Consider the following 24,726-nt stretch of genomic DNA (forward strand, 5'->3'; position numbering starts at 1 on the left):
CGTGTACACCGGAATCCTGCCGATCGTCCCCTCGGCCAACAAGCTTCCCGTGCCCGAATCCGGCGTCCGGGTCGCGGCGCTCGGCGGCGGGCACGGCCTTGCCGCGTCCCTGTCCGCCCTGCGCCTTGTCACGGGCAATGTGACGGCCATTGTGACAGTTGCTGACGACGGCGGCTCCTCCGGCCGCCTGCGCGAGGAGTTGGGCGTCCTGCCGCCGGGTGACCTGCGCATGGCCCTGTCCGCGCTGTGCGACGACACCGACTGGGGCCGCACCTGGCGCGACGTCATGCAGCACCGTTTCACGTCCCGCGAGGGCGTGGCCGGGTCCCTGGACAACCACGCCCTGGGCAACCTGCTCATAGTCACCCTGTGGGAACTGCTGGGAGACCCCGTGGCAGGGCTGCGCTGGGCCGGGGCCCTGCTGGGCGCCCGCGGCGAGGTGCTGCCCATGGCCAGCGTGCCGCTCACGATTGAGGGCACAGTGCGCCACAATGGCGGCGGGCAGCTCATCCGCGGGCAGTCGCACCTGGCCAAGGCGGGGGAGCTGGCCGATGTGCGCCTGCTGCCCGAGGACGCGCCCGCCTGCGTGGAGGCCGTCGAAGCCATCCACAATGCCGACTGGGTGGTGCTCGGCCCGGGATCCTGGTACACCTCTGTGCTGCCACACCTGCTGCTGCCGGAAATGCGTGACGCCCTGTGCACCACCAAGGCCCGGCGGCTGCTCACCATGAACCTGGACATCAACGACCTCGAGGCCACGGGCATGAACGCCGCCGACCACCTGCATGTGATCTCGCGGTATGCGCCGGGGTTCAGCGTGGACGTGGTCCTGGCCGATCCCGGCTCCATTGGTGACGCGGGGGAGTTCCGGCGGGCCGCCGCAATGATAGGTGCGGAGGTCGTGTTCGGTAAGGTTGGCAGTTCCGGCGGAAACGCTGTGCACGACCCGCTGAGGCTCGCGGCAGCCTACCGGGATATTTTTGGGGAACGATGAAGCAAGTGAAAGTGAAGGCAGAACCATGGCGTTGACCGCGGCCGTAAAAGAGGAATTGTCCCGGCTGGACGTTAAAAAGTCCTCGGTGCGTAAGGCCGAGGTCTCCGCGCTGCTGCGGTTCGCCGGCGGGCTGCACATCATCTCCGGGCGCATCGTCATTGAGGCCGAGGTGGACACCGCCGCCACGGCCCGCAGGCTGCGCGTTGCCATTGCCGAGATGTACGGGCACCAGAGCGAGATCGTGGTGGTCTCCGGCGGGGGACTGCGCCGCGGCAGCCGCTATGTGGTGCGTGTGGTGCGCGACGGCGAGGCACTGGCCCGCCAGAGCGGCCTGCTGGACGGCCGCGGCCGCCCCGTGCGGGGCCTGCCCTCCGCCGTCGTCAACGGCTCAACCGCCGACGCCGAGGCCGTGTGGCGCGGTGCCTTCCTGGCCCACGGCTCGCTGACCGAGCCGGGCCGCTCCTCAGCCCTTGAGGTCACCTGTCCCGGCCCCGAGGCTGCGCTTGCCCTGGTGGGTGCCGCTCGCCGCCTGGACATTGCCGCCAAGGCCCGCGACGTGCGCGGCATTGACCGCGTGGTGATCCGCGACGGGGACACCATTGGTGAACTGCTGGTGCGCATGGGCGCCCACGACACCTTCCTGGTGTGGGAGGAGCGCCGCATGCGCAAGGAAGTGCGCGCCACCGCCAACCGCCTGGCCAACTTTGACGACGCCAACCTGCGCCGCTCCGCCCAGGCCGCCGTGGCCGCCGGAGCCCGCGTGGAGCGTGCCCTGGAGATCCTGGGCGACGACGTCCCGGACCACCTCAAGTACGCCGGCGCCCTGCGCGTTGCGCACAAGCAGGCCAGCCTTGACGAGTTGGGACGGCTCGCCGACCCGCCGCTGACCAAGGACGCCATTGCGGGGAGGATCCGCCGCCTGCTGGCCATGGCCGACAAGAAGGCCAAGGACCTGGGCGTGCCCGGCACTGAGTCGAACGTCACCTTTGACATGCTCGATGGCTAACATGCCTAGTATGGAAGAGTAGAGCGTGGAACCGCCTCCCGGCGGAGCCGCCCGGCCGGCCAACAATCCGGCCAACCACAGAAGAATCGCAATGGAGGAACCGTGACCAAGTACTCACTTCCGGAACTCAGCTATGACTATGCTGCGCTGGAGCCCAATATTTCGGCCCGCATCATGGAACTGCACCACAGCAAGCACCACGCAGCATACGTTGCCGGCGCCAACCTGGCCCTGGAGCAGCTCGCCGAGGCCCGCGAGAGCAACAACTTCGCCAACATCAACCGGTTCTCCAAGGACCTGGCGTTCCACCTCGGTGGCCACACCAACCACTCCATCTTCTGGAACAACCTTTCCCCCGAGGGCGGCGACAAGCCCGAAGGCGAACTGGCAGCGGCCATCGACGATGCGTTCGGCTCCTTCGACGCCTTCCGCGCCCACTTCACGGCAGCAGCCATGGGCATCCAGGGTTCCGGCTGGGCACTGCTCTCCTACGAGGGCCTGGGCGGCAACATGGTGATCGAGCAGCTGTTCGACCAGCAGGGCAACATCCCCGTCGCCACCACCCCGCTGCTCATGCTGGACATGTGGGAGCACGCCTTCTACCTGGACTACGTCAACGTCAAGGCCGACTACGTCAAGGCATTCTGGAACATTGTGAACTGGGCCGACGTCGCCAAGCGCTTCGAGGCAGCCCGCAAGAACGCCAGCGGCCTCATCCTGCCGTAGGCAACAACAGCCTTGCGGCAGCACCGGAATTGACCGGCGCACCGCATTGCAGCACCACCGAAGATTGACCAATATGTGGACGCCCGCTCCGTGTGATTAACGGGGCGGGCCCCGCAGAACGTAATATGGATCACGGCGCCCGGCTCACGATGGGCGCCTTCGAAGAAATCTCTGCCCAACGTCGTGCGGGAAACAATGGTTGAAGGTGACCTTCAACCTGACTACGTGTGTTCAATGGAGCACCAAGGAGAGAGAACAAGTGACTACTCGTATTGGTATCAACGGTTTCGGCCGCATCGGCCGCAACTACTTCCGCGCCGCCCTTGCCCAGGGTGCCGACATTGACATTGTTGCCGTCAATGACCTGACCAGCCCCGAAACGCTGGCCCACCTGCTCAAGTACGACTCCGTAACCGGCCGCCTGAACGCCACGGTTGAGGTTGTCGAGGGCCACCTGGTTGTCAACGGCAAGACCATCCAGGTTTTCGCAGAGCGCGATCCCGCAAACCTGCCCTGGGGCGAGCTGGGTGTTGACATCGTCATCGAGTCCACCGGCTTCTTCACCAAGGCTGCCGCCGCACAGAAGCACATCGATGCAGGCGCCAAGAAGGTCCTGATCTCCGCACCGGCCTCCGACGAGGACATCACGATCGTCATGGGCGTCAACGACGAACTGTACGACCCGGCTGCGCACCACATCATCTCCAACGCATCCTGCACCACCAACTGCCTGGGCCCGCTGGCCAAGGTCCTCAATGACAGCTTCGGCCTGGAGCGCGGTCTCATGACCACCATCCACGCCTACACTGCCGACCAGAACCTGCAGGACGGCCCGCACAGCGACCTGCGCCGCGCCCGCGCCGCCGCCATCAACATGGTCCCCACCTCCACGGGTGCCGCCAAGGCAATCGGCCTGGTCCTGCCGGAGCTCAAGGGCAAGCTGGACGGCTACGCCATCCGCGTACCCGTCCCCACAGGCTCCGCCACCGACCTGACCGCCACGGTGAGCCGCGAGGTCACGGTTGAGGAAGTCAACGCCGCCTACAAGGCTGCCGCTGCCGAAGGCAAGCTGGCCGGTTACCTGACGTACACCGAGGACCCGATCGTTTCCTCGGACATCGTCACCGACCCGTCCTCCTCGATCTTCGACTCGGGCCTGACCAAGGTCATCGGCAACCAGGTCAAGGTTGTTTCCTGGTACGACAACGAGTGGGGCTACTCCAACCGCCTCGTTGACCTGACCAAGCTCGTCGCATCGAAGCTGGGCTAGGCACAAGCATGACACTTCACACCCTCAGCGAACTCATCGATGAAGGTGTCCGCGGGCGGTACGTTCTGGTTCGAAGCGACCTGAACGTGCCGCTCGACGGCTCTAACGTCAGTGACGACGGACGCATCAAGGCGTCCCTGCCTGTCATCTCCGCCCTCGCCGGTGCCGGTGCCCGTGTCCTGGTCAGCGCCCACCTGGGCCGCCCCAAGGGTGCCCCCGAGGCCAAGTACTCCCTGGCCCCGGCCGTGGCGCGCCTGGCCGAGCTGGCCCCGGAACTCAACGCGACCCTGGCCGCGGACACCACCGGCCCGGCAGCCCAGGCGGCAGCCGCCGCACTGGTTGACGGTTCCGTGCTGGTCCTGGAAAACGTGCGCTTCGACGCCCGTGAAACGTCCAAGGACGACGCCGAGCGGGCGGCCTTCGCCGCCGAGCTGGCAGCCCTTACAGGCAGCAACGGCGCCTACGTGGACGATGCCTTCGGTGCCGTGCACCGCAAGCACGCCAGCGTGTACGACATCGCCAAGGCGCTGCCGTCCTACCAGGGTGACCTGGTGCGCACCGAGCTTGAGGTGCTGCGCAAGCTCACCACCGAGTCCGAGCGCCCCTACGTGGTGGTGCTCGGCGGCTCCAAGGTCTCCGACAAGCTGGCCGTCATTGACAACTTGATTGGCAAGGCCGACTCCATCCTGGTGGGCGGCGGCATGCTGTTCACCTTCCTTGCGGCCCAGGGCCACAAGGTTGGCGCCTCGCTGCTGGAAGTTGACCAGATCCCCGTGGTCCAGGACTACCTGGCCCGCGCGGAAGCCGCAGGAACCAGCTTCGTGCTGCCCACCGACGTCGTCGTGGCCGCCGGCTTTGCCGCCGACGCCGCACACGAGGTGGTTGCCGCCGACGCCATTGAAGGCAGCTCCTTCGGTGCCACGGGCCTGGGCCTGGACATCGGCCCTGAGTCCGGTGCCGCATTCGCCGCCGCTATCGCCTCCGCAAAGACAGTGTTCTGGAACGGCCCCATGGGTGTGTTCGAGTTCGCTGCCTTCGCCGAAGGCACGCGGGCAGTTGCCGCAGCGCTGGAAGCAAACAGCAGCAACGGCGGCTTCACGGTGGTGGGCGGCGGCGACTCCGCCTCGGCCGTCCGCTCGCTGGGCTTTGCCGACACCGCCTTCGGGCACATCTCCACGGGTGGCGGCGCCAGCCTGGAATACCTTGAGGGCAAGGAACTGCCCGGCTTGGTCGCGCTGGACCGCTAAGCGCAACGGTGGCGGCGGGACATCCCCGCCGCCACCTTTTGTGCCGGGACCGCCCGGCACCCGATCGACAACTGTTGCAACAACAGTGACGCAAGAAACGAGAGAACTTTGACGACTTCAACCAATGGTGCATTCGACCGGACACCGCTGATTGCCGGCAACTGGAAGATGAACATGGACCACGTCCAGGGCATCACCCTGCTCCAAAAGCTTGCCTGGACGCTGTCCGACGCCCGCCACGACTTCGACCGCGTTGAAGTTGCCGTGTTCCCCCCGTTCACCGACCTGCGCGGTGTGCAGACCCTGGTCCAGGGCGACAAGCTCAAGCTGGCCTACGGTGGCCAGGACCTGTCCGACAAGGACTCCGGCGCCTACACCGGTGACATCTCCGGCGCATTCCTGAACAAGCTCGGCTGCAGCTACGTGCTCGTTGGCCACAGCGAACGCCGCGAATTCCACAACGAGGGCGACGAACTGCTCAACGCCAAGGTCAAGGCAGCGTTCCGCAACGAGGTCACCCCCGTGCTGTGCGCCGGCGAGGGCCTGGAAATCCGCAAGGCCGGAACCCACGTCGAGCACACGCTCGCCCAGGTCCGCGGCGGCGTCGCCGGCCTGACCGCCGAGCAGGCCGCACAGCTCGTCATCGCCTACGAGCCCGTCTGGGCCATCGGCACCGGTGAAGTGGCCGGCCCGGAGGACGCACAGGAAATGTGCGCCGCCATCCGCGCCGAACTCGTTGAACTGTTCGACGCCGAAACCGCTGCCAAGACCCGCCTGCTCTACGGCGGCTCGGTCAAGGCCAACAACGTTGGCGCCATCATGGCAGAGCGCGACGTCGACGGCGTGCTGGTGGGCGGCGCAAGCCTGGACGCCGGCGAATTCGCCAACATTGCACGCTTCGAAAAGCACCTCGTCACCAACTAGCAACTTGCCGTATCCATTCGCCTTGTGCGTTCGGACACGGCTAGACTTGTGGCGGTGCAAACACCAAAGCTTTGAATTACCCCTTCACCATGTTCGAAAGGCCACTCGTGGAAGCACTACAAATCGCCCTGCAGATCGTCTTGGGTGTCACCAGCCTGCTGCTGACCCTGCTGATCCTCCTGCACAAGGGCCGTGGCGGCGGTCTCTCCGACATGTTCGGCGGCGGCATGAGCTCGAACCTCGGTTCCTCGGGTGTGGCTGAGCGCAACCTCAACCGCTTCACTGTCATCCTCGGCGTTGTCTGGGGTGCCGTGATCATTGGCCTGGGCCTGATCATGTCCTACGGGAACATCGGCGGCTAGTTTTCGCCCAACGCAAGAAGGCCCCCATCCGGCAAGGATGGGGGCCTTCTTCATGCCTGGGGGTGCTTAGTGCTCGCGGCGCATGAGCGCCGACGGAACCTTTGCTGCTGCTGCCTCGTCCACGAGCCACAGGGTCTTGTGGATGCCGCGTGCGCCGGAGGCCGGAACCTGCAGCTCACTGGCGCCGGCCAGGCCCAGGCCCACGGCCGCAGCCTTGTCGGCACCTGCTGCGACGATCCAGATTTCCTGGGCCGAGTTGATGGTCTCCAACGTCAGGGAAACCCGCAGCGGCGGCGGCTTGGGCGAGTTGCGCACTGCAACCACCGGCACGCCCTTGGTGCGGATGCCCGCCAACTCCGGGAACAGCGAGGCAATGTGCGCGTCCGGGCCAAGGCCCAGCAGCAGCACGTCAAAGCGCGGGACCGGCGGGGCTGTCTCGGGCGACTCGTCGTCGTTCTCCCATTCGGACCGGGCCGCGGCGGCGAGTTCGGCGGCATAGTTCGCCACTGCCTCGTCGAGGTTCGCAACGGTGTCCGATGCCGCCATGACGTGGACCCTGGCCGGGTCCACGGGAATGTGGTCCAGCAGGGCTTCGGCTGCCTGGCCGGCGTTGCGGTCGGGGGAGTCCGTGGCCACAAAGCGGTCGTCGCCGAACCAGAAGTTGACCTTGCCCCAGTCAACGGCGAGGCGTGCCGGGGATGCGGCCACTTCGCGCAATGTGGCAATGCCGACGCTGCCGCCGGTCAGGACTACCGTTGCCTCGCCGCGTTCGCTCTGGACGTCGAGCAGCCGGGTGATGAGCCGAGCGGCCGTGGTGGCTGCCAGGACATCAAAGGACGGGTGCGGGGTAATGCGTACATTCGGGCTCATGGGGCTACCTTTTCCTCGGCGAGGAGCTTGTTCAGGCCTTCGGTGACGACTTCACCAAATACCTCGTCGGGGTCAAGACGGCGCAATTCCTCCGCCAGGCAATCCTGCAGGGAGCGGCGCGGCAGCGAAATCTGCTGCTCGGGCTGCCCCGTCTGGCTCAAGGTTGCCTCGTTGCTGCCGGGGCGGTTCAATTCGACCCGTCCCTTGCTGCGTTCAATGACAACCCTGCGGATGCCTGTGCCGCGCGGATCCTCAGTGACCGTGATGGGCACATTGAGGGCCCGGCGCAGCCAGGCAGCCAGCAGCAGCGTGCTGGGGGAGTCGCTTGCGCCCTCCACCTGCAGGGCCGTGATGGGGTCGGAGCCGTCGTACTGGTCCAGGGCGGCGGCCAGCTGGATGCGCCAGTTGGTCAGCCGCGTCCAGGCCAGGTCCGTGTCTCCGGCCGCGTAGGTGCGGGCAATGTGCGTCAGCGCCTCACGGGGATCGGAGGAGTTGGAGGAATCCGTGATGCGGCGGTGCGCAATCCGGCCAACGGGCGACTGGCTGGGGACGGCCGGTGCACCATTGGGCCACCAGGCCACGATGGGTGCGTCGGGCAGCAGCAGGGCCGAGACGAGCGACTCGTTTTCGGCGGCAAGCTCGCCGGAACCGCGCAGCACGATGACCTCGGATGCGCCGGCGTCGCCGCCCACGCGGATCTGGCCGTCCAGGCCGGTCGGCGCGTCCGCGGAACCCGCAGCCAGCACAATGATGCGGCAGGGGTGTTCGCGGCTGGCCAGGTTGGCGGCCGCAATGGCCTCCTCTTCAAGCCCGCTCCGGGTGATGACCACAAGGGTCAGCACACGGCCCAGGGCGACGACGCCGCCCTGTTCGCGCAGCTTGACGATCTCCTTGGTGATCTTGGAAGTGGTTGTATCCGGCAGTTCAACAATCACGGCCTGCGCCACGTCCTTCCGTCTCGCTTCATCAATTCATCGGCTGAGGCGGGGCCCCAGCTTCCCGGCTCGTAGCTTTCGGGCCGGCTGCCACCCGCCGCCCAGAAGTCCTCGAACGGGTCCAGGATCTTCCAGGACAGTTCAACTTCCTCGTGGCGGGGGAACAGCGGCGGCTCGCCCAGCAGCACGTCCAGGATCAGTCGCTCGTACGCCTCCGGGCTCGACTCGGTGAAGGCGTGCCCGTAGCCGAAGTCCATTGTCACGTCGCGGACTTCCATCTGCGTGCCCGGCACCTTGGAGCCGAACCGGATGGTCACGCCCTCGTCGGGCTGGACGCGGATGACCACGGCGTTCTGGCCGAAGTCGTCTTCCGCGTGATCCGTGAAGAGCAGGTTTGGCGCGCGCTTGAAGACCACTGCGATCTCGGTGACACGGCGGCCCAGGCGCTTGCCTGCACGCAGGTAGAACGGCACACCTGACCAGCGGCGGGTGTTGATGTCCAGGCGGATGGCCGCGAAGGTCTCCGTGGTGGAATCGGCGGGAATGCCCTCTTCCTCCAGGTAGCCCTGCACGTGCTCGCCGCCCTGCCAGCCGCCGGCGAACTGGCCGCGGGCTGAATGGGTGGACAGGTCCTCGGGCAGCTTGACAGCGGCCAGGACCTTTTCCTTCTCGGCACGCAGGTGGTCGGCGTTGAAGGAGATGGGCTCCTCCATGGCCGTCAGGGCCAGCAGCTGCAGCAGGTGGTTCTGGATGACGTCGCGGGCCGCGCCCACGCCGTCGTAGTAGCCTGCGCGGCCGCCGGTGCCAATGTCCTCGGCCATGGTGATCTGCACATGGTCCACGTAGTTGGCGTTCCACAGCGGTTCAAAGAACTGGTTGGCGAAGCGCAGTGCCAGGATGTTCTGCACCGTCTCCTTGCCCAGGTAGTGGTCGATCCGGAACACGGCATCCGCCGGGAACACGGACTCGACAATGTCATTGAGGGCGCGTGCGGACTCAAGGTTGTGCCCGAACGGCTTCTCAATGACAACGCGGCGCCAGCTTTCATCCTCTGTCTGTGCCAGACCGTGGGCCGAGAGCTGGCGGCAAACCAGTTCAAAGGCCTTGGGCGGGATGGACAGGTAGAAGGCGTGGTTGCCGCGGGTGCCGCGGGTCTCATCGAGCTCGGCCAGGGTTGCCTTGAGCCGCTCGAAGGCGGCGTCGTCGTCAAATTCGCCCTGGACAAAGCGGATGCCCTCGCTGAGCTGGTTCCACACGGTCTCGTCAAACGGGGTGCGGCAGTGCGCCTTGACCGAAGCCTTCACCTCGGCGGCGAAGTCCTCGTCCGCCCACGCCCGGCGGGCAAAGCCCACCAGTGCGAAGCTGGGGGGCAGCAGGCCGCGGTTGGCAAGGTCATACACGGCAGGCATGAGCTTCTTGCGCGACAAGTCGCCGGTGACTCCGAAGAGCACCAGCGACGACGGGCCCGCGACCCGGGACAGCCGGCGGTCGCGGCTGTCCCGGAGCGGGTTTTCATTATGGGGTGTGGCAGAAGTGGACATCTGTTGTTAGACAGCCTTATGCGTCGAGGTGGTGGCCTGAAAGTTGCGCCACCGCAGTCTGGAGTTGTGCAACGCCGGCCGCCACATCGGTGAAGTGCAGGCGCAGCACGGGACGTCCATGGTCGGCCAGGACGGCGGCATCGCCTGCCGCCTGCGCGGCAATCAGCTCACCAAAGCTAAACGGTCGCTCCGGAATGGCCAAATCAGCCGCGGCGTCACCCGTAACCTGAAGGAACACGCCCACTGCGGGGCCGCCCTTGTGGAACTGGCCGGTGGAGTGCAGGAAGCGCGGTCCCCAGCCGAACGTCACGGGACGGGAGGTGGCCGCAGCCAGTTCGTCGCGGATGCCCGCCAGGGGTGCGTGTGCCAAGCGGTCCAGGTAGACCTGGACGCTCAGGTAGCCGTTGGCGCCCAGGGTGCCGTTCAGTGCCTGCAGCGCCTCGACGAGGGTCGAGGACCCCGCCAGCCACGCGGCGTCGGCATTGGCCGTGCGGACCTCAACGGCGCCATCGGTGAACAATGCCGGTGTTGCTGCGGGCGTTGCGTCCAGCAGGCCGCGTGCGGCCGACTTGGCCGCCTCGACGTCGGGCTGGTCGAAGGGGTTGATGCCCAGCAGGCGGCCGGCGACGGCGGTGGCAAATTCCCACACCATCATCTGCGCCCCGACTTCGCCGGAGATGCTGACCTCGTTCTCGCGCAGCTCAACCTCGGCCTCGGGTGCCACGAGGCGCACCACGAGCACGTCGGCGGCGCCGCCGGTCACCTCGGGGGAGCCGGGATCGGCCACCACGGGCAGAACGCCGGTGCCCAGCTTGCCGGTGGACTCCGCGATGAGCTGTTCGGCCCAGTCAGCGAAGCCGACAATGCCGGAGCCCTCGTCAACAATCACGATCTTGTCGCGCAGCGGGGAGGTGCCGCCGAGTGCCGCACCCAGGCGCAGGCCCACGTTGTCGGCGTCGTCGTCGCGCAGCATTTCGCCGGCTTCCTCGGCCGAATCCAGCAGTGCGGCTACATCCACGCCGGCCAGGCCGGAGGGGACCAGGCCGAACGCGGTCAGGCCGGAGTAGCGCCCGCCCACGTTGGGGTCAGCGTTGAAGACCTTGCGGTAGCCGGCTTCGCGTGCCGAGGCGTCCAGGGGTGAGCCCGGATCGGTCACGATGATGATGCGCGACTTCGCGTCGATGCCGGCTGCCGTGAACTCCTGCTCGAAGATGCGGCGCTGTGAGTCTGTTTCCAGGGTGGAGCCGGACTTGGAGGAGACCACAATGGCCGTGGTGGCCAGGCGGTCGCTGATGGCGGCACGGACCTGGTCGGGGTCGGTGCTGTCCAGCACGCCGAGTTCCACGCCTGCCGTGGCCGTGATGACCTCCGGAGCCAGCGAGGAGCCGCCCATGCCGCACAGCACGATGTGGTTGATGCCTTCGGCGTGCAGCTCATCGCGCAGGGCGTTGATGTCCGCAACCAGGGCCGCGGAGACCTCGGGGGCCTCGACCCAGCCCAGGCGGATGGCCGATTCGGCTTCGGCGTCGGGTCCCCAAAGGGTGGCGTCCTTGGCGAAGATGCGCGAGGCAACCTTGTCTTCGACGAGGGCGGGCAGGTGCGCCGCAGCTGCGGCCTGGGCGGCGCCTGTGGCCGCGAATCCGAGGGAAGTCATGCCGTTCAGCCCTCTGCGCCGGCGGCGTCGAGTGCTTCCTGCACGTGGTTGAGCAGGTCCTTCCAGCTGGCGACGAACTTCTCCAGGCCTTCGGTTTCCAGGACGTTGACAACGTCGTTGTAGGAAACGCCGAGTGCTTCGAGCTGGTTCAGCAGCTCGTTGGACTCCGCGTAGGTGCCCGTGATGGTGTCGCCAGTGACCACGCCGTGGTCGAACGTTGCATCGAGGGTCTTTTCCGGCATGGTGTTGACCACGTTGGCGGCAACCAGTTCGGTCACGTACAGGGTGTCGGAGTAGGCGGGGTCCTTGACGCCGGTGGAGGCCCACAGGGGACGCTGGGCCAGTGCGCCTGCTTCGGCCAGGACGGCCCAGCGCTCGGAGGCGAAGGTCTCCTCGAAGGCCTGGTAGGCCAGGCGTGCATTGGCCAGGCCGGCCTGGCCCTTGAGTGCCTTGGCTTCCTCGGTGCCGATGGCGTCGAGGCGCTTGTCGATTTCGGAGTCAACGCGGGAGATGAAGAAGGAGGCGACGGAGTGGATCTCGGCCAGGTTGTGCCCGTTGGCCTTGGCCAGCTCGATGCCGCTGATGAACGCGTTCATGACGGCGCGGTAGCGGTCAAGCGAGAAGATGAGCGTGACGTTGACGCTGATGCCCTCGCCGATGGTCTTGGTGATGGCCTCGAGGCCCTCAAGGGTTGCCGGGATCTTGATGAGGACGTTCTTCTTGTCCACCTTGGCGTAGAGGCGCTTGGCTTCCTCGAAGGTGCCTTCGGTGTCCCAGGCCTTGCGGGGGTCAACTTCAATGGACACGCGGCCGTCGACGCCCTTGGAGGACTCGTAGATGCCGGCGAAGATGTCACAGCCGTCTGCAACGTCTGCCGTGGTGAGTTCGAAGACGGCGTCTTCGGCGTTGATGCCGGCGGCGGAGAACTTCTTCAGTTCCGGCTTGTAGTCATCGCTCTTGGTGATGGCTGCCTCGAAGATGCTGGGGTTGGTGGTCACGCCAACAACATTCTTTTCCGCGATCAGGGCGGTCAGGTTGCCGCTGCTGATGCGGCTGCGGGAGAGGTCGTCAAGCCAGATGGAAACACCTGCGGCGGAGAGTGCGGCGGTGGGCGTTGAATTGGTCATTATTTGCTTCCTTTGGAGTCAAGGACCTTGAACTTTCGGCACTGTTTGCAACAGCGCCGCAGGCCAGGTGTTCTATTCCCGCTGCCGCGAAGGTGTCCTTCGCGGCTGCGGCAACAAGGGGCTAAAGAAGAATGTCAGGCGGCGGGCTGCTGTCCGCCAGGGTGTTGCGCCCGGCAGCCTTGCTGCTGCCGGGCGGTGGCGCTAGGCGCGGGCTGCTGCCAGGGAGTCCTTGGCTGCGGCCGTGACGGCTGCGGTGGTGATGCCGAATTCCTCGAACAGGACCTTGTAGTCGGCGGAGGCGCCGAAGTGCTCCAGGGAGATGGAGCGGCCGGCGTCGCCGACGAACTCGCGCCAGCCCAGGGCCAGGCCGGCCTCGACGGAGACGCGGGCCTTGACGGCGGACGGCAGGACCTGCTCGCGGTACTCGGCGCCCTGGGCGTGGAACCATTCAACGCACGGCATGGAGACGACGCGTGCAGCGACGCCCTCGGCGGCCAGGGCCTCGCGGGCCTCAACAGCCAGCTGGACCTCGGAGCCGGTGGCGATGAGGATGACGTCGGGGGTGACCACGGCGCCGTCGGACACGGCCTCGGCCAGGACGTAGCCGCCCTTTTCAACCAGCTCGGCGGAGCCGAACTCGGTGGCCGTGGCCTCTCCCGCACCGCGGGTGTAGGTGGGGATGTTCTGGCGGGTCAGCACGATGCCGGCCGGGTTGTCGGTGGTTTCCAGGATCTTCTTCCAGGAAGCGGCAACCTCGTTGGCGTCGCCCGGGCGGACCACGTCAAGGCCCGGGATGGCGCGCAGGCTCGAGAGCTGCTCCACGGGCTGGTGCGTGGGGCCGTCCTCGCCGAGGCCGATTGAATCGTGCGTCCACACGTAGATGGACGGAACGCCCATGAGGGCCGACAGGCGGATCGCGGGACGCTGGTAGTCGCTGAAGATCAGGAACGTGCCGGAGAACGCGCGGGTGGGGCCGCCCAGGTGGATGCCGTTGACGATGGAAGCCGCAGCGTGCTCGCGGATGCCGAAGTGCAGCACACGGCCGTAGGGGCCGCCGGACCAGGTGTCGGTCTGCTTGGAGGCGGGCACGAACGAGCCGGAGCCCTCGATGGTGGTGTTGTTCGAGCCGGCGAGGTCGCAGGAGCCGCCCCACAGTTCGGGCAGCACGCCGCCAATGGCGTTCAGGACCTTGCCGGAGGCAACACGGGTGGAAACATCCTTGCCGCCTTCGAAGACGGGCAGGTTCTCCTCCCAGGCAGCCGGCAGTTCCTTCTTTTCGATGCGTCCCAGCAGGGCTGCGTTGTCCGGGTTGGCGGACTTCCATGCCTCGAAGCCGGTGTTCCACTCATCGTGGGCTGCGGCGCCGCGGGCGACGAGTTCGCGGGTGTGCTCCAGGACCTTGGGCTCAACGGCGAAGTTCTGCTCGGGGTCGAAGCCCAGGACTTCCTTCAGCGCTGCAACTTCGGCGCCGCCCAGTGCCGAGCCGTGGATGGCGCCGGTGTTCTGCTTCTTGGGGGAGGGGTAGCCGATGATGGTGCGCAGCGAGATGAGCGAGGGCTTGGTGGTCTCGGCCTTGGCTGCTGCAAGGGCTGCGTGCAGCTCTGCGACGTCCTCGACGTATTCGCCGGTCTTGGTCCAGTCCACGCGCTGCACGTGCCAGCCGTAGGACTCGTAGCGCTTGAGCACGTCTTCGGAGAAGGCGATGTTGGTGTCGTCTTCAATGGAGATGTGGTTGGAGTCGTACACAACAACCATGTTGCCCAGTTCCTGGTGGCCGGCAAGGCTGGAGGCCTCGCTGGTGACGCCTTCCTGCAGGTCGCCGTCGGAGGCGATGACCCAGACCGTGTGGTCGAAGGGGCTCGTGCCGGGTGCGGCGTCGGGGTCCATGAGGCCGCGCATGCGGCGCTGCGAGTAGGCGAAGCCGACGGCCGAGGCCAGGCCCTGGCCCAGCGGCCCGGTGGTGATCTCCACGCCGGCCGTGTGCTTGTACTCGGGGTGGCCCGGTGTCAGGGAGCCCCAGGTGCGCAGGGCTTCAAGGTCGGAAAGCTCCAGGCCGTAGCCGGACAGGAACAGCTGCACGTAAAGTGTCAGCGAGGTGTGTCCGGGGGACAGGATGAAGCGGTCGCGGCCCAGCCAGTCCGGGTTTTTCGGATCGATGCGCATGACCTTCTGGAACAGCAGGTATGCGGCCGGGGCGAGCGACATGGCGGTCCCGGGGTGGCCGTTGCCAACCTTTTCAACTGCGTCGGCGGCCAGAATGCGGGCGGTGTCCACTGCGCGCTGGTCGTCTGCGGTCCACGTGAATGCGGGTATTGCGAAGTTTGACACTGACAGGTCCCTCTCGTTGGGCATAAACAAATCTTTTGCAGGGCTGGCATCCAAAAGTCCGGCGATTGCCGGCAGGACGGCCTGTTTCCGGGCCCTGCACCGGGTGCAGCTGCAATTCGTAAGGTTTAGGCCTGAAGGGCCGGGAATTTAGGTGTCCCGAATCCAGGTATTTCTAAAGCTACACGAATTGGCCTGCAAGCGTGATTGGTTTTCACATGGTGAGAAGCCACGTGTCACTGCTTGACTTATGGCCTTTTGGTGCTGGGCGGCCGCGAACCGGTATGATAAGTGAAGCCGTGCCCGACGTGATTGCCCGCCCCGAAAAGGTGCGGAATGTTGCGCCGCATGAACCACATGCGTCGAGGCAGCGGCGCCGAACCAACAGATGAAACATGGTGACAAAACCCGTGAGTGCAACGCATGCCCCGACCGCCGATACTTCGCCGAACCGGTCCATTGGTTTTTCGGAGAAGGCAAAGGGCTACCTGGCCCTGACCAAGCCCCGGGTTGTGGAACTCCTCCTGGTGACCACCCTGCCCACCATGTTCTACGCGCACGGCTATGCCGGCAACAGCGGCGTGCCCAGCCTGTGGCTCATGTTCGCCACGATGGTGGGCGGCGCGCTGGCAGCAGGCGCATCGGGGGCCTTCAACTGCTACATTGACCGTGACATTGACAAAGTGATGCACCGCACCTCCAAGCGCCCCTTGGTGACCGGTGTGATTACGCCGCGTGAAGCACTGGTGTTCTCCTGGGTCCTCACGGTCCTGGCCGTGGCCCTGCTCTGGAGCATCAACCCGCTGACGGGCATGCTCGGCATCGGCGCCATCTTCCTCTACGTGGTGGTTTACTCGCTGATCCTCAAGCGCCGCACCACGCAGAACATCGTCTGGGGTGGCGCAGCGGGCTGCATGCCCGTGCTGATCGCCTGGGCCGCCGTGACCAACACCGTCCAGTGGCCGGCCGTGATCCTGTTCATGATCATCTTCCTGTGGACGCCCCCGCACTACTGGCCCCTGTCCATGCGCTACGGCGACGATTACAACGCCGTCAACGTCCCCATGCTCGGTGCCGTTGCCGGTTCACGCACGGTGGCCGTGCAGGTTGTCCTGTACACCTGGGCCATGGTTGCCTGCTCGCTGCTCATGGTTCCGCTGGGCGGCGCGGGCATTGTCTACACCGTCACCACGGCCGCGGCCGGCGCCTGGTTCCTGTTCGAGGCCCACAAGCTGTACAACAACTCCAAGAAGGACCTCGTCACCAAGAAGAACGCCATGAAGGTCTTCCACGCCTCCATCACGTACCTGACCCTGGTGTTCCTGTCACTGGCCGTGGATCCCTTCGTGGGTTCCGCCCTGATGGGCTAGTTTTCCCCAAGCACGACGCCGGCCGGTGCCTCCCACACGGGAGTCGCCGGCCGCTGTGGTTAAGCCGGGCCCTGCCCGCGCCTCGTGGTGCCCCAGGCGCACAAAAGCGGCCGGCCACCTTCTGCGTGAAGGTGGCCGGCCGCCGTCATCCATGTGCCGGGGAGTGTTCCCCGGGGAGCCGCAGCTAGGAGGCTGCCACGCCGTCCCGGCCGCGGCGCATGGCCACATCGATGATGTTCGTGCCCACCGTCAGCATGAGCGAGGCACCCAGCATGTGCACGATCACCAGCAGGATCGGGATGCCCGTGAAGTACTGCCAGTAGCCAATGAAGCCCTGCAACAGCACCGAGGCGAACAGGAGCAGGGCGGCGCTGCGCATCATGTCGCCGCGGCCCTTCTTCCACAGCAGGATAACCAGCAGCAGCGACACAGCTACGAGCACGTAGACGGGGGCGGCATGCAGGCGCGTGGCCAGGTATCCGTCGAGCTGCATGCGCGGCGAGGTGGAGTCGCCCGAGTGCGGCCCGGAGCCGGTGACCAGGGTGCCCAGCATCACGGCCAGGTAGGTGGCCACGGCGGCAATGACGCTGAGCCGGCGGATCCAGGGAGAGGCGCGCGGCACGTCCACGGGGGAGGATGCGCCGGTGCGCCCATAGGTGCGGTTCACCAGCAGCATGGAGACCACCACGAGCCCGGCCGACACCAGGAAATGCAGGCTCACCACATACGGGTTCAGGCCGCTCAGCACAGTGATGCCGCCAATCACGGCCTGGGCAGGAATCACGGCCAGCAGGCCGAAGGCCAGCCAGAACAAGTCGCGGCGCTCCTTGCGCATGTTCCACAGCATGACCAGCAGGGCCAGTCCCACGGCGGCCAGGGCGAAGGTCAGCGTGCGGTTGGCGAACTCAATGAAGCCATGGATGCCCATGGCCGGGGTGTTCGTCAGCGACTCGGCCGTGCACTTGGGCCAGGTGGGGCAACCCAGGCCGGAGCCGGTCACACGCACCACGCCACCGGAGACGATCAGCACGCCCTGGCCAATGAGCGAGGCCATTGACAGGCGGCGGATGGCCGGGGTGATGGAGGTTGGCAGTTTTTCAACAAACCTGCGCAACGGCTTGTCCATGGCGGGGCTGCTTTGACTCACTTCGGTGATGCCTCTCAATTCCATTTGAACCACTTGATGGCGGCGGCGGCGGATGCCACCGTCCAGGCCAGCAAAACTGTCAGGCCCCAAACATCGAGCCTGCTTTCCAGCAGCGCCGCACGCATGAGGTTGCCCAGGGCGCCGGAGGGCAGCCACTCGACAAGGCCCTCGAGGGCGCTGGAGAACTTGCCTGCCGGCAGCACGATCCCGCCCACGGCGGCAAAGAGAATCCAGCCCAGGTTGGTGATGGCCAGGGTGGCCTCGGGCCGGACGGTGCCGGCGATCAGCAGGCCAAGGGCGGTGAACGCGGCCGCGCCGAGGACCAGCAGGGGGATGCCCAGCAGGACCCCGGCCAGCGGCGGGCGCCAGCCCAGGAACAGGGCAACGGTGGAGATCAGCACCACCTGCAGGCCCAGGGCCGCCAGTACGGCGATGGCCTTGCCGGCGATCAGGCCGCCCTTGCCCAGCGGCGTGGTGGACATGAACCGCAATACGCCGTAGCGGCGGTCAAAGCCGGTGGCGATGCCCTGGCCCGTGAAGGCTGTGGACAGTGCGCACAGTGCCAGGATGCCGGGGGTGGCCAGTGCCACGCGGGAGTGGCCCATGCCGTCGAGCAGCGGCGTGGCCGTCAGGGCCAGCAGGCCCAGCAGTGGCATGACCACCATGAGGACCAGTTGCTCGCCGTTGCGGAGCATGGTGCCGGTCTCGTAGCGGCCCTGGTTCAGGATGCGCCGGGCAAGGGTTGCAGGGCGCGCGGGAGCGGCGCCGTGAAAGAGCGAGGTCATGAAATACCCAGGGCTTCCTGTTCGTTGGCGGAGCCGGCGGCAATCGCCAGGAACACGTCCTCCAGTGACTGGGAGGCCAGGTGGACCGAGGTGGGCATGGCCGCGTTGGCCTCGCACCAGGCGCCGAAGCGGGCAAGGTCGGCCGGTTCCAGCGAACCGGCCAGGCTGTAGCTGCCCGGCCGGGTTTCCGTGCACTCCAGGCCGGGGCGGCGCAGTTCCGTGACGTCCAGTCCGGCGGTGGCCTGGAAGGTCATGGTGCGGTGTGCCATGGCGGCCGTGGACGTCTCCAGCAGTTCCTGCACGGTGCCCTCGGCCACGGACTCGCCCTTGTCCACGATGTAGACGTAGTCGGCCAGGCGCTGGGCGTCGTCGAGCAGGTGGGTCGTGAGGATGATGGCCTTGCCGGCGTCGCGCAATTCGCGGATCAGCTCGAACACCATGATGCGCGACTGGGGGTCCAGCCCGGCGCTGGGCTCGTCCAGGAACAGCACGTCCGGATTGCCCAGCAGGCTTGCGGCAAGGGCCACACGCTGCTTTTGGCCGCCGGAAAGTCGGCGGATGGTGGTGTCGGAGAACTCGGCGATGCCGAGCCTGTCCACGAGCGCGTCCACGCTCAGGGGGTTCTCGTAGAGCCCGGCCACGTGGCGCAGCAGGGCGACGGGCCGGGCCGACGGCGGCAGTCCGCCGTCCTGCAGCATGACACCCACCCTGGCCCGGAGCTCCGCGCCGGCATTCCGGGGGTCCTGGCCGAGCAGGGAAACAGTGCCGCCGGTGCGGTCCTGCAATCCTTGCGCGCACTCGATGGTGGTGGTCTTGCCGGCGCCATTGGCGCCGAGAAGTGCTGTGACTGCACCAAAATGGGCGGTCAGGTTAATGTTGGATACAACGCGTTTCATCCGGCCGTCCAGCGCCGGCAGGGGCCCCACGTCCTTGATGAGCCCGGTGATCTCCAAGGCAGGGGCAAGTGTCTTTGTCACGCGGCCATTGTACGCGACCGACTTGGGTGTTTCCCCCGGCCGGGGGCCCTGCCGCGAACGTGGGTAGGCTCACCTTAGTGGAAGCGCGCGGCTAATTACGGCATACTTGTCTTGTCTAATGTTGTGTGTTATTTCGATTGTGTGGAGGTGTCAATGAGTCAGCACGTTGAACCACGGAATTCCGCCTCAGTCGAGCCTGACGAACGCACCCGGGACCGTGTGCTGACGGCCGTCCTGGAGCAGGGCCCTGTCAGTGCCGCACAGCTTGGTTCCGTCCTCGGGCTGACGCCGGCAGCCGTGCGCCGCCACCTGGACGTGCTCACCCGCGAGGACCTCATCGAGGTCAAGCTCGTCAGCAACGCCAAGTCGGGGGCCGGCAGGCCGGCCCGCCGCTACGTGGTTTCCCGCCGCGGGCAGACTGAAATAGGCGACGACTACCTCGAAATTGCCCGGCAGGCCCTTGCGGAGATTGCCGGGGTGCGCGGCGAGGCCGGCGTCGTCGAATTTGCCGAACGACGCTTTGCGGCCATGGAGGCCAAGTACCAGCCAGTCGTTGACGCCGCAGGCGCCGACGTGGCGGCACGCTCCAAGGCACTCGCCGAGGCCCTCAACGCTGACCGCTTTGTGGCCACCTCCAACTCCCTGAACGCAGGCACGGCCATGGCAGCAGAGCAGCTGTGCCAGGGCCACTGCCCCATCCAGGAACTGGCAACAACCTTCCCCGAATTTTGCGACGCGGAGACCGGGGTTTTTGCCCGGCTCATCGGAGTCGACGTGCGCCGCCTGTCTACCATGGCCAGCGGCGGCCACGTGTGCACCACACACGTGCCCACCGGCCGGGGGGTCGTGCGCAAGCTGGCCACCGTGCCGGCAAACAGAGTTGCGGCCGGCCCGAGGGGCCTGCCGGGAACAATTTCCAACCATCAGCAAGAAAGGCCGTGATGACGGATCAATTAGCGCAGGATGTGAGCGTCAACGGTGAAGTGGCAGATGCCACCAACCACGACATCCTCGAAAGAAACCCGGAGCTGGAGGGCTTGGGCAACTACGCCTTCGGCTGGTCGGACAAGAACGCCGTCAGCGACAACGCCCGCCGCGGCCTGAGCGAAGAGGTCGTCCGCGACATCTCCGCCAAGAAGGGCGAACCCCAGTGGATGCTGGACATGCGCCTGAAGGGCCTGAAGTACTTTGACCGCAAGCCCATGCCCACCTGGGGTGCGGACCTCTCCGGCATTGACTTCGACAACATCAAGTACTTTGTGCGCTCCACGGAGAAGCAGGCCGGCACCTGGGAAGAGCTTCCCGAGGACATCCGCAACACGTACGAGAAGCTGGGCATCCCGGAAGCCGAGCGCAACCGCCTGGTCGGCGGCGTCACGGCCCAGTACGAGTCCGAGGTTGTCTACCACCAGATCCGCGAGGACCTGGAAGCCCAGGGTGTCATCTTCACCGACACCGACACCGCGCTGCGCGAACACCCGGAGATCTTCCAGGAGTACTTCGGCACCATGATTCCGGTGGGCGACAACAAGTTCGCCTCGCTGAACACGGCCGTCTGGTCCGGCGGCTCGTTCGTCTACGTCCCCCCGGGCGTCCACGTGGAAATCCCGCTGCAGGCCTACTTCCGCATCAACACCGAGAACATGGGCCAGTTTGAGCGCACGCTCATCATCGCCGACGAGGGCAGCTACGTCCACTACATCGAAGGCTGCACGGCCCCGATCTACACCTCGGACTCCCTGCACTCGGCCGTCGTCGAGATCGTGGTGAAGAAGAACGCCCGCGTTCGCTACACCACCATCCAGAACTGGTCCAACAACGTGTACAACCTGGTCACCAAGCGTGCCATTGCACACGAAGGCGCCACCATGGAGTGGGTCGACGGCAACATCGGCTCCAAGGTCACCATGAAGTACCCGGCCGTCTACCTGGTGGGCGAGCACGCCAAGGGTGAGACCCTGTCGGTTGCCTTCGCCGGCGAAGGCCAGCACCAGGACACCGGCTCCAAGATGGTCCACATTGCGCCCAACACGCAGTCCTCCATCATCTCCAAGTCCGTCGCCCGCGGTGGCGGCCGCGCCGCATACCGCGGCCTGGTCCAGATCCGTGAAGGTGCAACGCACTCGGCCAACACCGTGCGCTGTGACGCCCTGCTGGTGGACAACATCTCCCGCTCGGACACATACCCGTACGTGGACGTCCGTGAAGACGATGTCTCCATGGGCCATGAGGCAACCGTGTCCAAGGTCAGCGAAGAGCAGCTGTTCTACCTGCAGTCCCGCGGCATGCCCGAGGACGAGGCCATGGCCATGATCGTGCGCGGCTTCATCGAGCCGATCGCCAAGGAACTGCCCATGGAATACGCGCTGGAACTGAACCGCTTGATCGAACTGCAGATGGAAGGGGCCGTCGGCTAAATGACCGAGCTCACGCAAGAACAAGAAACTGATGCCAAGGTCTGGAGCCAGGGCTTCATCAAGGGCATGACCGAGGAAGGCGAAAGCCTCTCCGAGATCAACCCCGAAGGCGGCCCCCTCGGCGGCAGCGCAACGAAGGCACACAGCCACGGCGGCGACAGCCACGGTGGCGGCGTCGGCGTGCCCGACAGCTCACGCGCCGGACGCCTGACCTCCTACAAACTGGCCGACTTCCCGCTCATCACGGGCCGTGAAGAGGACTGGCGCTTCACCCCGCTCAAGCGCCTGCGCGGCCTTGACCGCGTGGGTGTCAAGGGCCAGGAGCTCAACGGCGCCGCCCCGACCGTCACGGTGTCAAAGCCCGACGCCGTCACGGTGGAAACCGTGGGCCGCGACGACGCCCGCATCGGCACCGGCGGCATCCCCGAGGACCGTGTTGCAGCTGCCGCATGGGAGAACTTCACCGAGGCCACCGTTGTCACCCTGCCGGCAGAGTTTGCCGGCACTGACGAGGACGTCACCACGCTGACGCTGACCGGCGCGGGGGACACCCCGGCCGCTTCGCACATCGTGGTGCACGCGAAGAAGTTCGCCACCGGCGTCGTGGTCCTTGACCACCGCGGCACTGCCGTGCTCAGCGAAAACGTCGAGATCGTCCTCGAGGACGGCGCGAACCTGACGGTTGTCAGCATCCAGGACTGGAACGACGACGCCGTGCACGCAAGTGCCCAGCACATCTCCGTGGGCCGCGACGCCCACGTCAAGCACGTCGTGGTCAACCTTGGCGGAAACCTGCTGCGCACCACGCCGTCGGCCCGCTACACCGGCACCGGTGGCGACGTGGAAATGTACGGCCTGTACTTTGCCGACGCCGGCCAGCACCTGGAACAGCGCCTGTTCGTTGACCACTCCACCAAGAACTGCAAGTCCCGCGTCACGTACAAGGGTGCCTTGCAGGGCGACGGTGCACACGCCGTGTGGATTGGCGACGTGCTGATCCGCAAGCAGGCCGAAGGCACCGACACCTACGAGATGAACCGCAACCTCATCCTGACCCAGGGTGCACGTGCCGACTCGGTGCCGAACCTGGAAATTGAGACGGGCATGATCGAGGGCGCCGGACACGCAAGTGCCACGGGCCGCTTCGACGACGAGCAGCTGTTCTACCTGCAGGCACGCGGCATTGAAGAGTCTGTGGCCCGCCGCCTGGTGGTGCGCGGCTTCCTCAACGAGGTCATCCAGCACATCAAGGTTCCCGCCCTGGAAGAGCGCTTGCGCGACGCCGTGGAACGTGAGCTGGCAGCAGGGGAACTGTAGTGGCGGAAACCTCCGCGCCCGCCGGCGTTGTGGTCTGCCAGGATGGCGACATTGAGGTCAAGTCGGCCCTCCTGGTGGAGATCGACGACGTCCCCGTTGCCATTGTCAGGGACTCCTACGGTGAGCTGCACGCCATCGGGGACACCTGCTCGCATGCGGAAATTTCGCTCAGCGAGGGCGACGTGGAGGACTGCACCATTGAATGCTGGGCACACGGCAGCTCGTTCGACCTGAAAACAGGCGAACCGCTGACGTTGCCGGCCTTTGAACCGGTGCCCGTCTTTGCCCTGGCCGTTCACGGCAGCGACGTCTACGTTGACGTCACCAACATTCTTAACGGCGTCAGCCCGCAGTAGCGGCGCACGCACACAATTTTTAGGAGAAAATAGAGTATGTCTACTCTGGAAATCAAGGACCTGCACGTCAGCATTGAGACCGAGCAGGGCGTCAAGCCGATCCTCAAGGGCGTCAGCCTGACCATCAACACGGGTGAAACCCACGCCATCATGGGCCCCAACGGCTCCGGCAAGTCCACCCTGGCCTCCACGATTGCCGGCCACCCGCGCTACACCGTGGACAGCGGCTCCATCACCCTCGACGGCGAAGATGTCCTGGCCATGAGCGTTGACGAGCGCGCCCGCGCCGGCCTGTTCCTGGCCATGCAGTACCCCGTGGAAATCCCCGGCGTCACCATGACCAACTTCCTGCGCACCGCCAAGACCGCGATCGACGGCGAAGCACCCAAGCTGCGCACCTGGACCAAGGACGTCAAGGCTGCCATGGCGCAGCTGCGCATCGAGCCCGAGTTCGCCGAGCGCAACGTCAACGAAGGCTTCTCCGGCGGCGAGAAGAAGCGCCACGAGATCCTCCAGCTCGAGCTGCTCAAGCCCAAGTTCGCCGTCCTGGACGAGACCGACTCCGGCCTGGACGTCGACGCCCTGAAGGTTGTCTCCGAGGGTGTCAACCGCGCCATCGACGAGGGTGGCCTGGGCACGCTGCTCATCACCCACTACACCCGCATCCTGCGCTACATCAAGCCGCAGTTTGTGCACGTGTTTGTCGACGGCCAGATCGCCGAGCAGGGTGGCGCCGAACTGGCCGACCGCCTGGAAGAAGAAGGCTACGACCGCTACCAGATTGCCGAGTCGGCAACGGCCTAGCCGCCGCCGGTTCACGATCGCCAAGAAGGAACCATGACTGACATCAGCGAATCAGGGGCAGCTGCCACAGCGGCCCAAACCGATCTCGAAGACGTTGAGGAAGCCCTCAAGGACGTCATCGACCCCGAACTCGGCGTCAACGTCGTCGACCTGGGCCTGCTGTACGGCCTGCGCTACGCCGACGACGGCGCCCTGCTGCTGGACATGACGCTCACCACGGCGGCCTGCCCGCTGCAGGACGTCATCGAGGAGCAGGTGGAGGCATCACTTAGCCCGATCGTGGATGAGTGGCGCATCAACTGGGTGTGGATGCCGCCGTGGGGTCCGGACCGGATCACCGACGACGGCCGCGACCAGATGCGGGCCCTGGGCTTCAACATCTAGTCCCCGCCGGGTGGACACGGCCCCATTTTTGGGGCCCCGCCCGCACGGCGCCACACACGACTTCGTCGGTGTGGCCGCCGCGGCGCCCGATGCCATACCCCGGCCCCAAAAAATGAGGCCATGTCCGTGTCGCGCATCGAAGTAAAAACCCGGGTCTCGACAGGCTCGACCACCGGTGGTCGAGCCTG

23 protein-coding genes are annotated in these 24,726 nt (G+C 66.1%); 14 read left to right on the forward strand and 9 right to left on the reverse strand.

Annotation, left to right across the window (positions count from 1 at the left end; all coding sequences use genetic code 11):
• Position 1: 1 nt before the first annotated feature.
• The 7 genes from PCK14_RS17120 to secG all read left to right on the forward strand — a co-directional run bounded on the left by PCK14_RS17120 (position 2) and on the right by secG (position 6,529).
• Positions 2 to 994 carry a gluconeogenesis factor YvcK family protein gene (locus PCK14_RS17120; RefSeq protein ID WP_442864749.1) on the forward strand — a complete coding sequence of 331 codons (993 nt, stop codon included), beginning with the start codon at positions 2 to 4 and terminating at the stop codon, positions 992 to 994.
• A 25-nt stretch (positions 995 to 1,019) separates the two neighbouring features.
• Complete coding sequence (gene whiA / locus PCK14_RS17125; RefSeq protein ID WP_269939728.1) at positions 1,020 to 2,000, forward strand: DNA-binding protein WhiA; 981 nt, start codon at positions 1,020 to 1,022, stop codon at positions 1,998 to 2,000.
• 102 nt (positions 2,001 to 2,102) lie between these two features.
• Positions 2,103 to 2,726, forward strand: a complete 624-nt coding sequence (locus PCK14_RS17130; protein ID WP_269939729.1) for a superoxide dismutase — start codon at positions 2,103 to 2,105, stop codon at positions 2,724 to 2,726.
• A gap of 259 nt (positions 2,727 to 2,985) precedes the next feature.
• The gene (gap, locus tag PCK14_RS17135; RefSeq protein ID WP_269939730.1) at positions 2,986 to 3,996 is read left to right on the forward strand and encodes a type I glyceraldehyde-3-phosphate dehydrogenase; all 1,011 of its coding nucleotides are present in this window, start codon (positions 2,986 to 2,988) and stop codon (positions 3,994 to 3,996) included.
• An 8-nt stretch (positions 3,997 to 4,004) separates the two neighbouring features.
• Positions 4,005 to 5,243, forward strand: coding sequence for a phosphoglycerate kinase (locus PCK14_RS17140; RefSeq protein WP_269939731.1), 1,239 nt, complete (start codon positions 4,005 to 4,007; stop codon positions 5,241 to 5,243).
• A 108-nt stretch (positions 5,244 to 5,351) separates the two neighbouring features.
• The gene (gene tpiA / locus PCK14_RS17145; RefSeq protein WP_269939732.1) at positions 5,352 to 6,167 is read left to right on the forward strand and encodes a triose-phosphate isomerase; all 816 of its coding nucleotides are present in this window, start codon (positions 5,352 to 5,354) and stop codon (positions 6,165 to 6,167) included.
• Between the two features lie 89 nt (positions 6,168 to 6,256).
• A complete protein-coding gene (secG, locus tag PCK14_RS17150; RefSeq protein ID WP_442864750.1) occupies positions 6,257 to 6,529 on the forward strand; it encodes a preprotein translocase subunit SecG in 273 nt (90 codons plus the stop codon).
• A 66-nt stretch (positions 6,530 to 6,595) separates the two neighbouring features.
• Here secG and pgl read toward each other — a convergent pair whose 3' ends face one another.
• The 6 genes from pgl to tkt all read right to left on the reverse strand — a co-directional run bounded on the left by pgl (position 6,596) and on the right by tkt (position 14,984).
• Positions 6,596 to 7,399: a 6-phosphogluconolactonase gene (gene pgl, locus PCK14_RS17155; RefSeq protein ID WP_269939734.1), complete on the reverse strand. Its 804-nt coding sequence runs from the start codon at positions 7,397 to 7,399 to the stop codon at positions 6,596 to 6,598.
• Positions 7,396 to 8,334 carry a glucose-6-phosphate dehydrogenase assembly protein OpcA gene (locus tag PCK14_RS17160; protein ID WP_269939735.1) on the reverse strand — a complete coding sequence of 313 codons (939 nt, stop codon included), beginning with the start codon at positions 8,332 to 8,334 and terminating at the stop codon, positions 7,396 to 7,398. The genes pgl and PCK14_RS17160 overlap by 4 nt, the downstream gene beginning before the upstream one ends.
• On the reverse strand, positions 8,331 to 9,875 hold the full coding sequence (gene zwf, locus PCK14_RS17165; RefSeq protein ID WP_269939736.1) for a glucose-6-phosphate dehydrogenase: 1,545 nt from the start codon (positions 9,873 to 9,875) through the stop codon (positions 8,331 to 8,333). The genes PCK14_RS17160 and zwf overlap by 4 nt, the downstream gene beginning before the upstream one ends.
• Before the next feature lie 16 nt (positions 9,876 to 9,891).
• Positions 9,892 to 11,529 carry a glucose-6-phosphate isomerase gene (locus tag PCK14_RS17170; RefSeq protein WP_269939737.1) on the reverse strand — a complete coding sequence of 546 codons (1,638 nt, stop codon included), beginning with the start codon at positions 11,527 to 11,529 and terminating at the stop codon, positions 9,892 to 9,894.
• A gap of 5 nt (positions 11,530 to 11,534) precedes the next feature.
• Positions 11,535 to 12,656: a transaldolase gene (gene tal / locus PCK14_RS17175; protein ID WP_269939738.1), complete on the reverse strand. Its 1,122-nt coding sequence runs from the start codon at positions 12,654 to 12,656 to the stop codon at positions 11,535 to 11,537.
• Between the two features lie 201 nt (positions 12,657 to 12,857).
• Positions 12,858 to 14,984, reverse strand: a complete 2,127-nt coding sequence (gene tkt / locus PCK14_RS17180) for a transketolase (protein ID WP_269939739.1) — start codon at positions 14,982 to 14,984, stop codon at positions 12,858 to 12,860.
• Positions 14,985 to 15,379: 395 nt separating this feature from the next.
• On the opposite strand from tkt, the gene PCK14_RS17185 reads away from it, so the two are divergent.
• On the forward strand, positions 15,380 to 16,351 hold the full coding sequence (locus PCK14_RS17185; RefSeq protein ID WP_442864751.1) for a heme o synthase: 972 nt from the start codon (positions 15,380 to 15,382) through the stop codon (positions 16,349 to 16,351).
• Positions 16,352 to 16,535: 184 nt separating this feature from the next.
• Here PCK14_RS17185 and PCK14_RS17190 read toward each other — a convergent pair whose 3' ends face one another.
• The 3 genes from PCK14_RS17190 to PCK14_RS17200 are packed head-to-tail and all read right to left on the reverse strand — an operon-like array spanning position 16,536 to position 19,260.
• Positions 16,536 to 17,477, reverse strand: coding sequence for a COX15/CtaA family protein (locus tag PCK14_RS17190; protein WP_269939750.1), 942 nt, complete (start codon positions 17,475 to 17,477; stop codon positions 16,536 to 16,538).
• A gap of 35 nt (positions 17,478 to 17,512) precedes the next feature.
• Entirely contained in the window at positions 17,513 to 18,283 is a 771-nt protein-coding gene (locus tag PCK14_RS17195) for an ABC transporter permease (RefSeq protein ID WP_269939741.1), read from the reverse strand.
• Positions 18,280 to 19,260 (reverse strand): ABC transporter ATP-binding protein, encoded by a 981-nt coding sequence (locus tag PCK14_RS17200; protein WP_269939742.1) that lies wholly within the window; start codon positions 19,258 to 19,260, stop codon positions 18,280 to 18,282. The genes PCK14_RS17195 and PCK14_RS17200 overlap by 4 nt, the downstream gene beginning before the upstream one ends.
• Before the next feature lie 153 nt (positions 19,261 to 19,413).
• Between PCK14_RS17200 and PCK14_RS17205 the strand changes: the two genes are divergently transcribed.
• Genes PCK14_RS17205 through PCK14_RS17230 form a run of 6 tightly spaced genes read left to right on the forward strand, consistent with a single transcriptional unit; the run spans position 19,414 to position 24,538 of the window.
• On the forward strand, positions 19,414 to 20,202 hold the full coding sequence (locus PCK14_RS17205) for a helix-turn-helix transcriptional regulator (protein WP_269939743.1): 789 nt from the start codon (positions 19,414 to 19,416) through the stop codon (positions 20,200 to 20,202).
• Positions 20,202 to 21,677: a Fe-S cluster assembly protein SufB gene (gene sufB, locus PCK14_RS17210; protein ID WP_269939744.1), complete on the forward strand. Its 1,476-nt coding sequence runs from the start codon at positions 20,202 to 20,204 to the stop codon at positions 21,675 to 21,677. Before PCK14_RS17205 ends, sufB begins: the two co-directional genes overlap by 1 nt.
• Complete coding sequence (gene sufD / locus PCK14_RS17215) at positions 21,678 to 22,994, forward strand: Fe-S cluster assembly protein SufD (protein ID WP_269939745.1); 1,317 nt, start codon at positions 21,678 to 21,680, stop codon at positions 22,992 to 22,994. It begins immediately after the preceding gene.
• Positions 22,994 to 23,350 carry a non-heme iron oxygenase ferredoxin subunit gene (locus tag PCK14_RS17220; RefSeq protein ID WP_269939746.1) on the forward strand — a complete coding sequence of 119 codons (357 nt, stop codon included), beginning with the start codon at positions 22,994 to 22,996 and terminating at the stop codon, positions 23,348 to 23,350. The genes sufD and PCK14_RS17220 overlap by 1 nt, the downstream gene beginning before the upstream one ends.
• A 36-nt stretch (positions 23,351 to 23,386) precedes the next feature.
• Positions 23,387 to 24,154 carry a Fe-S cluster assembly ATPase SufC gene (gene sufC, locus PCK14_RS17225; protein WP_269939747.1) on the forward strand — a complete coding sequence of 256 codons (768 nt, stop codon included), beginning with the start codon at positions 23,387 to 23,389 and terminating at the stop codon, positions 24,152 to 24,154.
• Positions 24,155 to 24,187: 33 nt separating this feature from the next.
• Entirely contained in the window at positions 24,188 to 24,538 is a 351-nt protein-coding gene (locus tag PCK14_RS17230; RefSeq protein WP_269939748.1) for a metal-sulfur cluster assembly factor, read from the forward strand.
• Positions 24,539 to 24,726: the final 188 nt, after the last annotated feature.

Source organism: Arthrobacter sp. HY1533 (genome assembly GCF_027568515.1).
Taxonomy (GTDB): Bacteria; Actinomycetota; Actinomycetes; order Actinomycetales; family Micrococcaceae; genus Specibacter.

Bases quoted from the DNA above. Each gene is read 5' to 3' on its own strand.
- sufC (WP_269939747.1), top strand. From the start codon at position 23,387: ATGTCTACTCTGGAAATCAAGGACCTGCACGTCAGCATTGAGACCGAG.
- secG (WP_442864750.1), top strand. From the start codon at position 6,257: ATGTTCGAAAGGCCACTCGTGGAAGCACTACAAATCGCCCTGCAGATC.
- PCK14_RS17140 (WP_269939731.1), top strand. From the start codon at position 4,005: ATGACACTTCACACCCTCAGCGAACTCATCGATGAAGGTGTCCGCGGG.
- whiA (WP_269939728.1), top strand. From the start codon at position 1,020: ATGGCGTTGACCGCGGCCGTAAAAGAGGAATTGTCCCGGCTGGACGTT.
- zwf (WP_269939736.1), bottom strand. From the start codon at position 9,875: ATGTCCACTTCTGCCACACCCCATAATGAAAACCCGCTCCGGGACAGC.
- PCK14_RS17195 (WP_269939741.1), bottom strand. From the start codon at position 18,283: ATGACCTCGCTCTTTCACGGCGCCGCTCCCGCGCGCCCTGCAACCCTT.
- tal (WP_269939738.1), bottom strand. From the start codon at position 12,656: ATGACCAATTCAACGCCCACCGCCGCACTCTCCGCCGCAGGTGTTTCC.
- PCK14_RS17230 (WP_269939748.1), top strand. From the start codon at position 24,188: ATGACTGACATCAGCGAATCAGGGGCAGCTGCCACAGCGGCCCAAACC.
- pgl (WP_269939734.1), bottom strand. From the start codon at position 7,399: ATGAGCCCGAATGTACGCATTACCCCGCACCCGTCCTTTGATGTCCTG.
- sufB (WP_269939744.1), top strand. From the start codon at position 20,202: ATGACGGATCAATTAGCGCAGGATGTGAGCGTCAACGGTGAAGTGGCA.
- sufD (WP_269939745.1), top strand. From the start codon at position 21,678: ATGACCGAGCTCACGCAAGAACAAGAAACTGATGCCAAGGTCTGGAGC.
- PCK14_RS17170 (WP_269939737.1), bottom strand. From the start codon at position 11,529: ATGACTTCCCTCGGATTCGCGGCCACAGGCGCCGCCCAGGCCGCAGCT.
- PCK14_RS17190 (WP_269939750.1), bottom strand. From the start codon at position 17,477: ATGGACAAGCCGTTGCGCAGGTTTGTTGAAAAACTGCCAACCTCCATC.
- PCK14_RS17205 (WP_269939743.1), top strand. From the start codon at position 19,414: ATGAGTCAGCACGTTGAACCACGGAATTCCGCCTCAGTCGAGCCTGAC.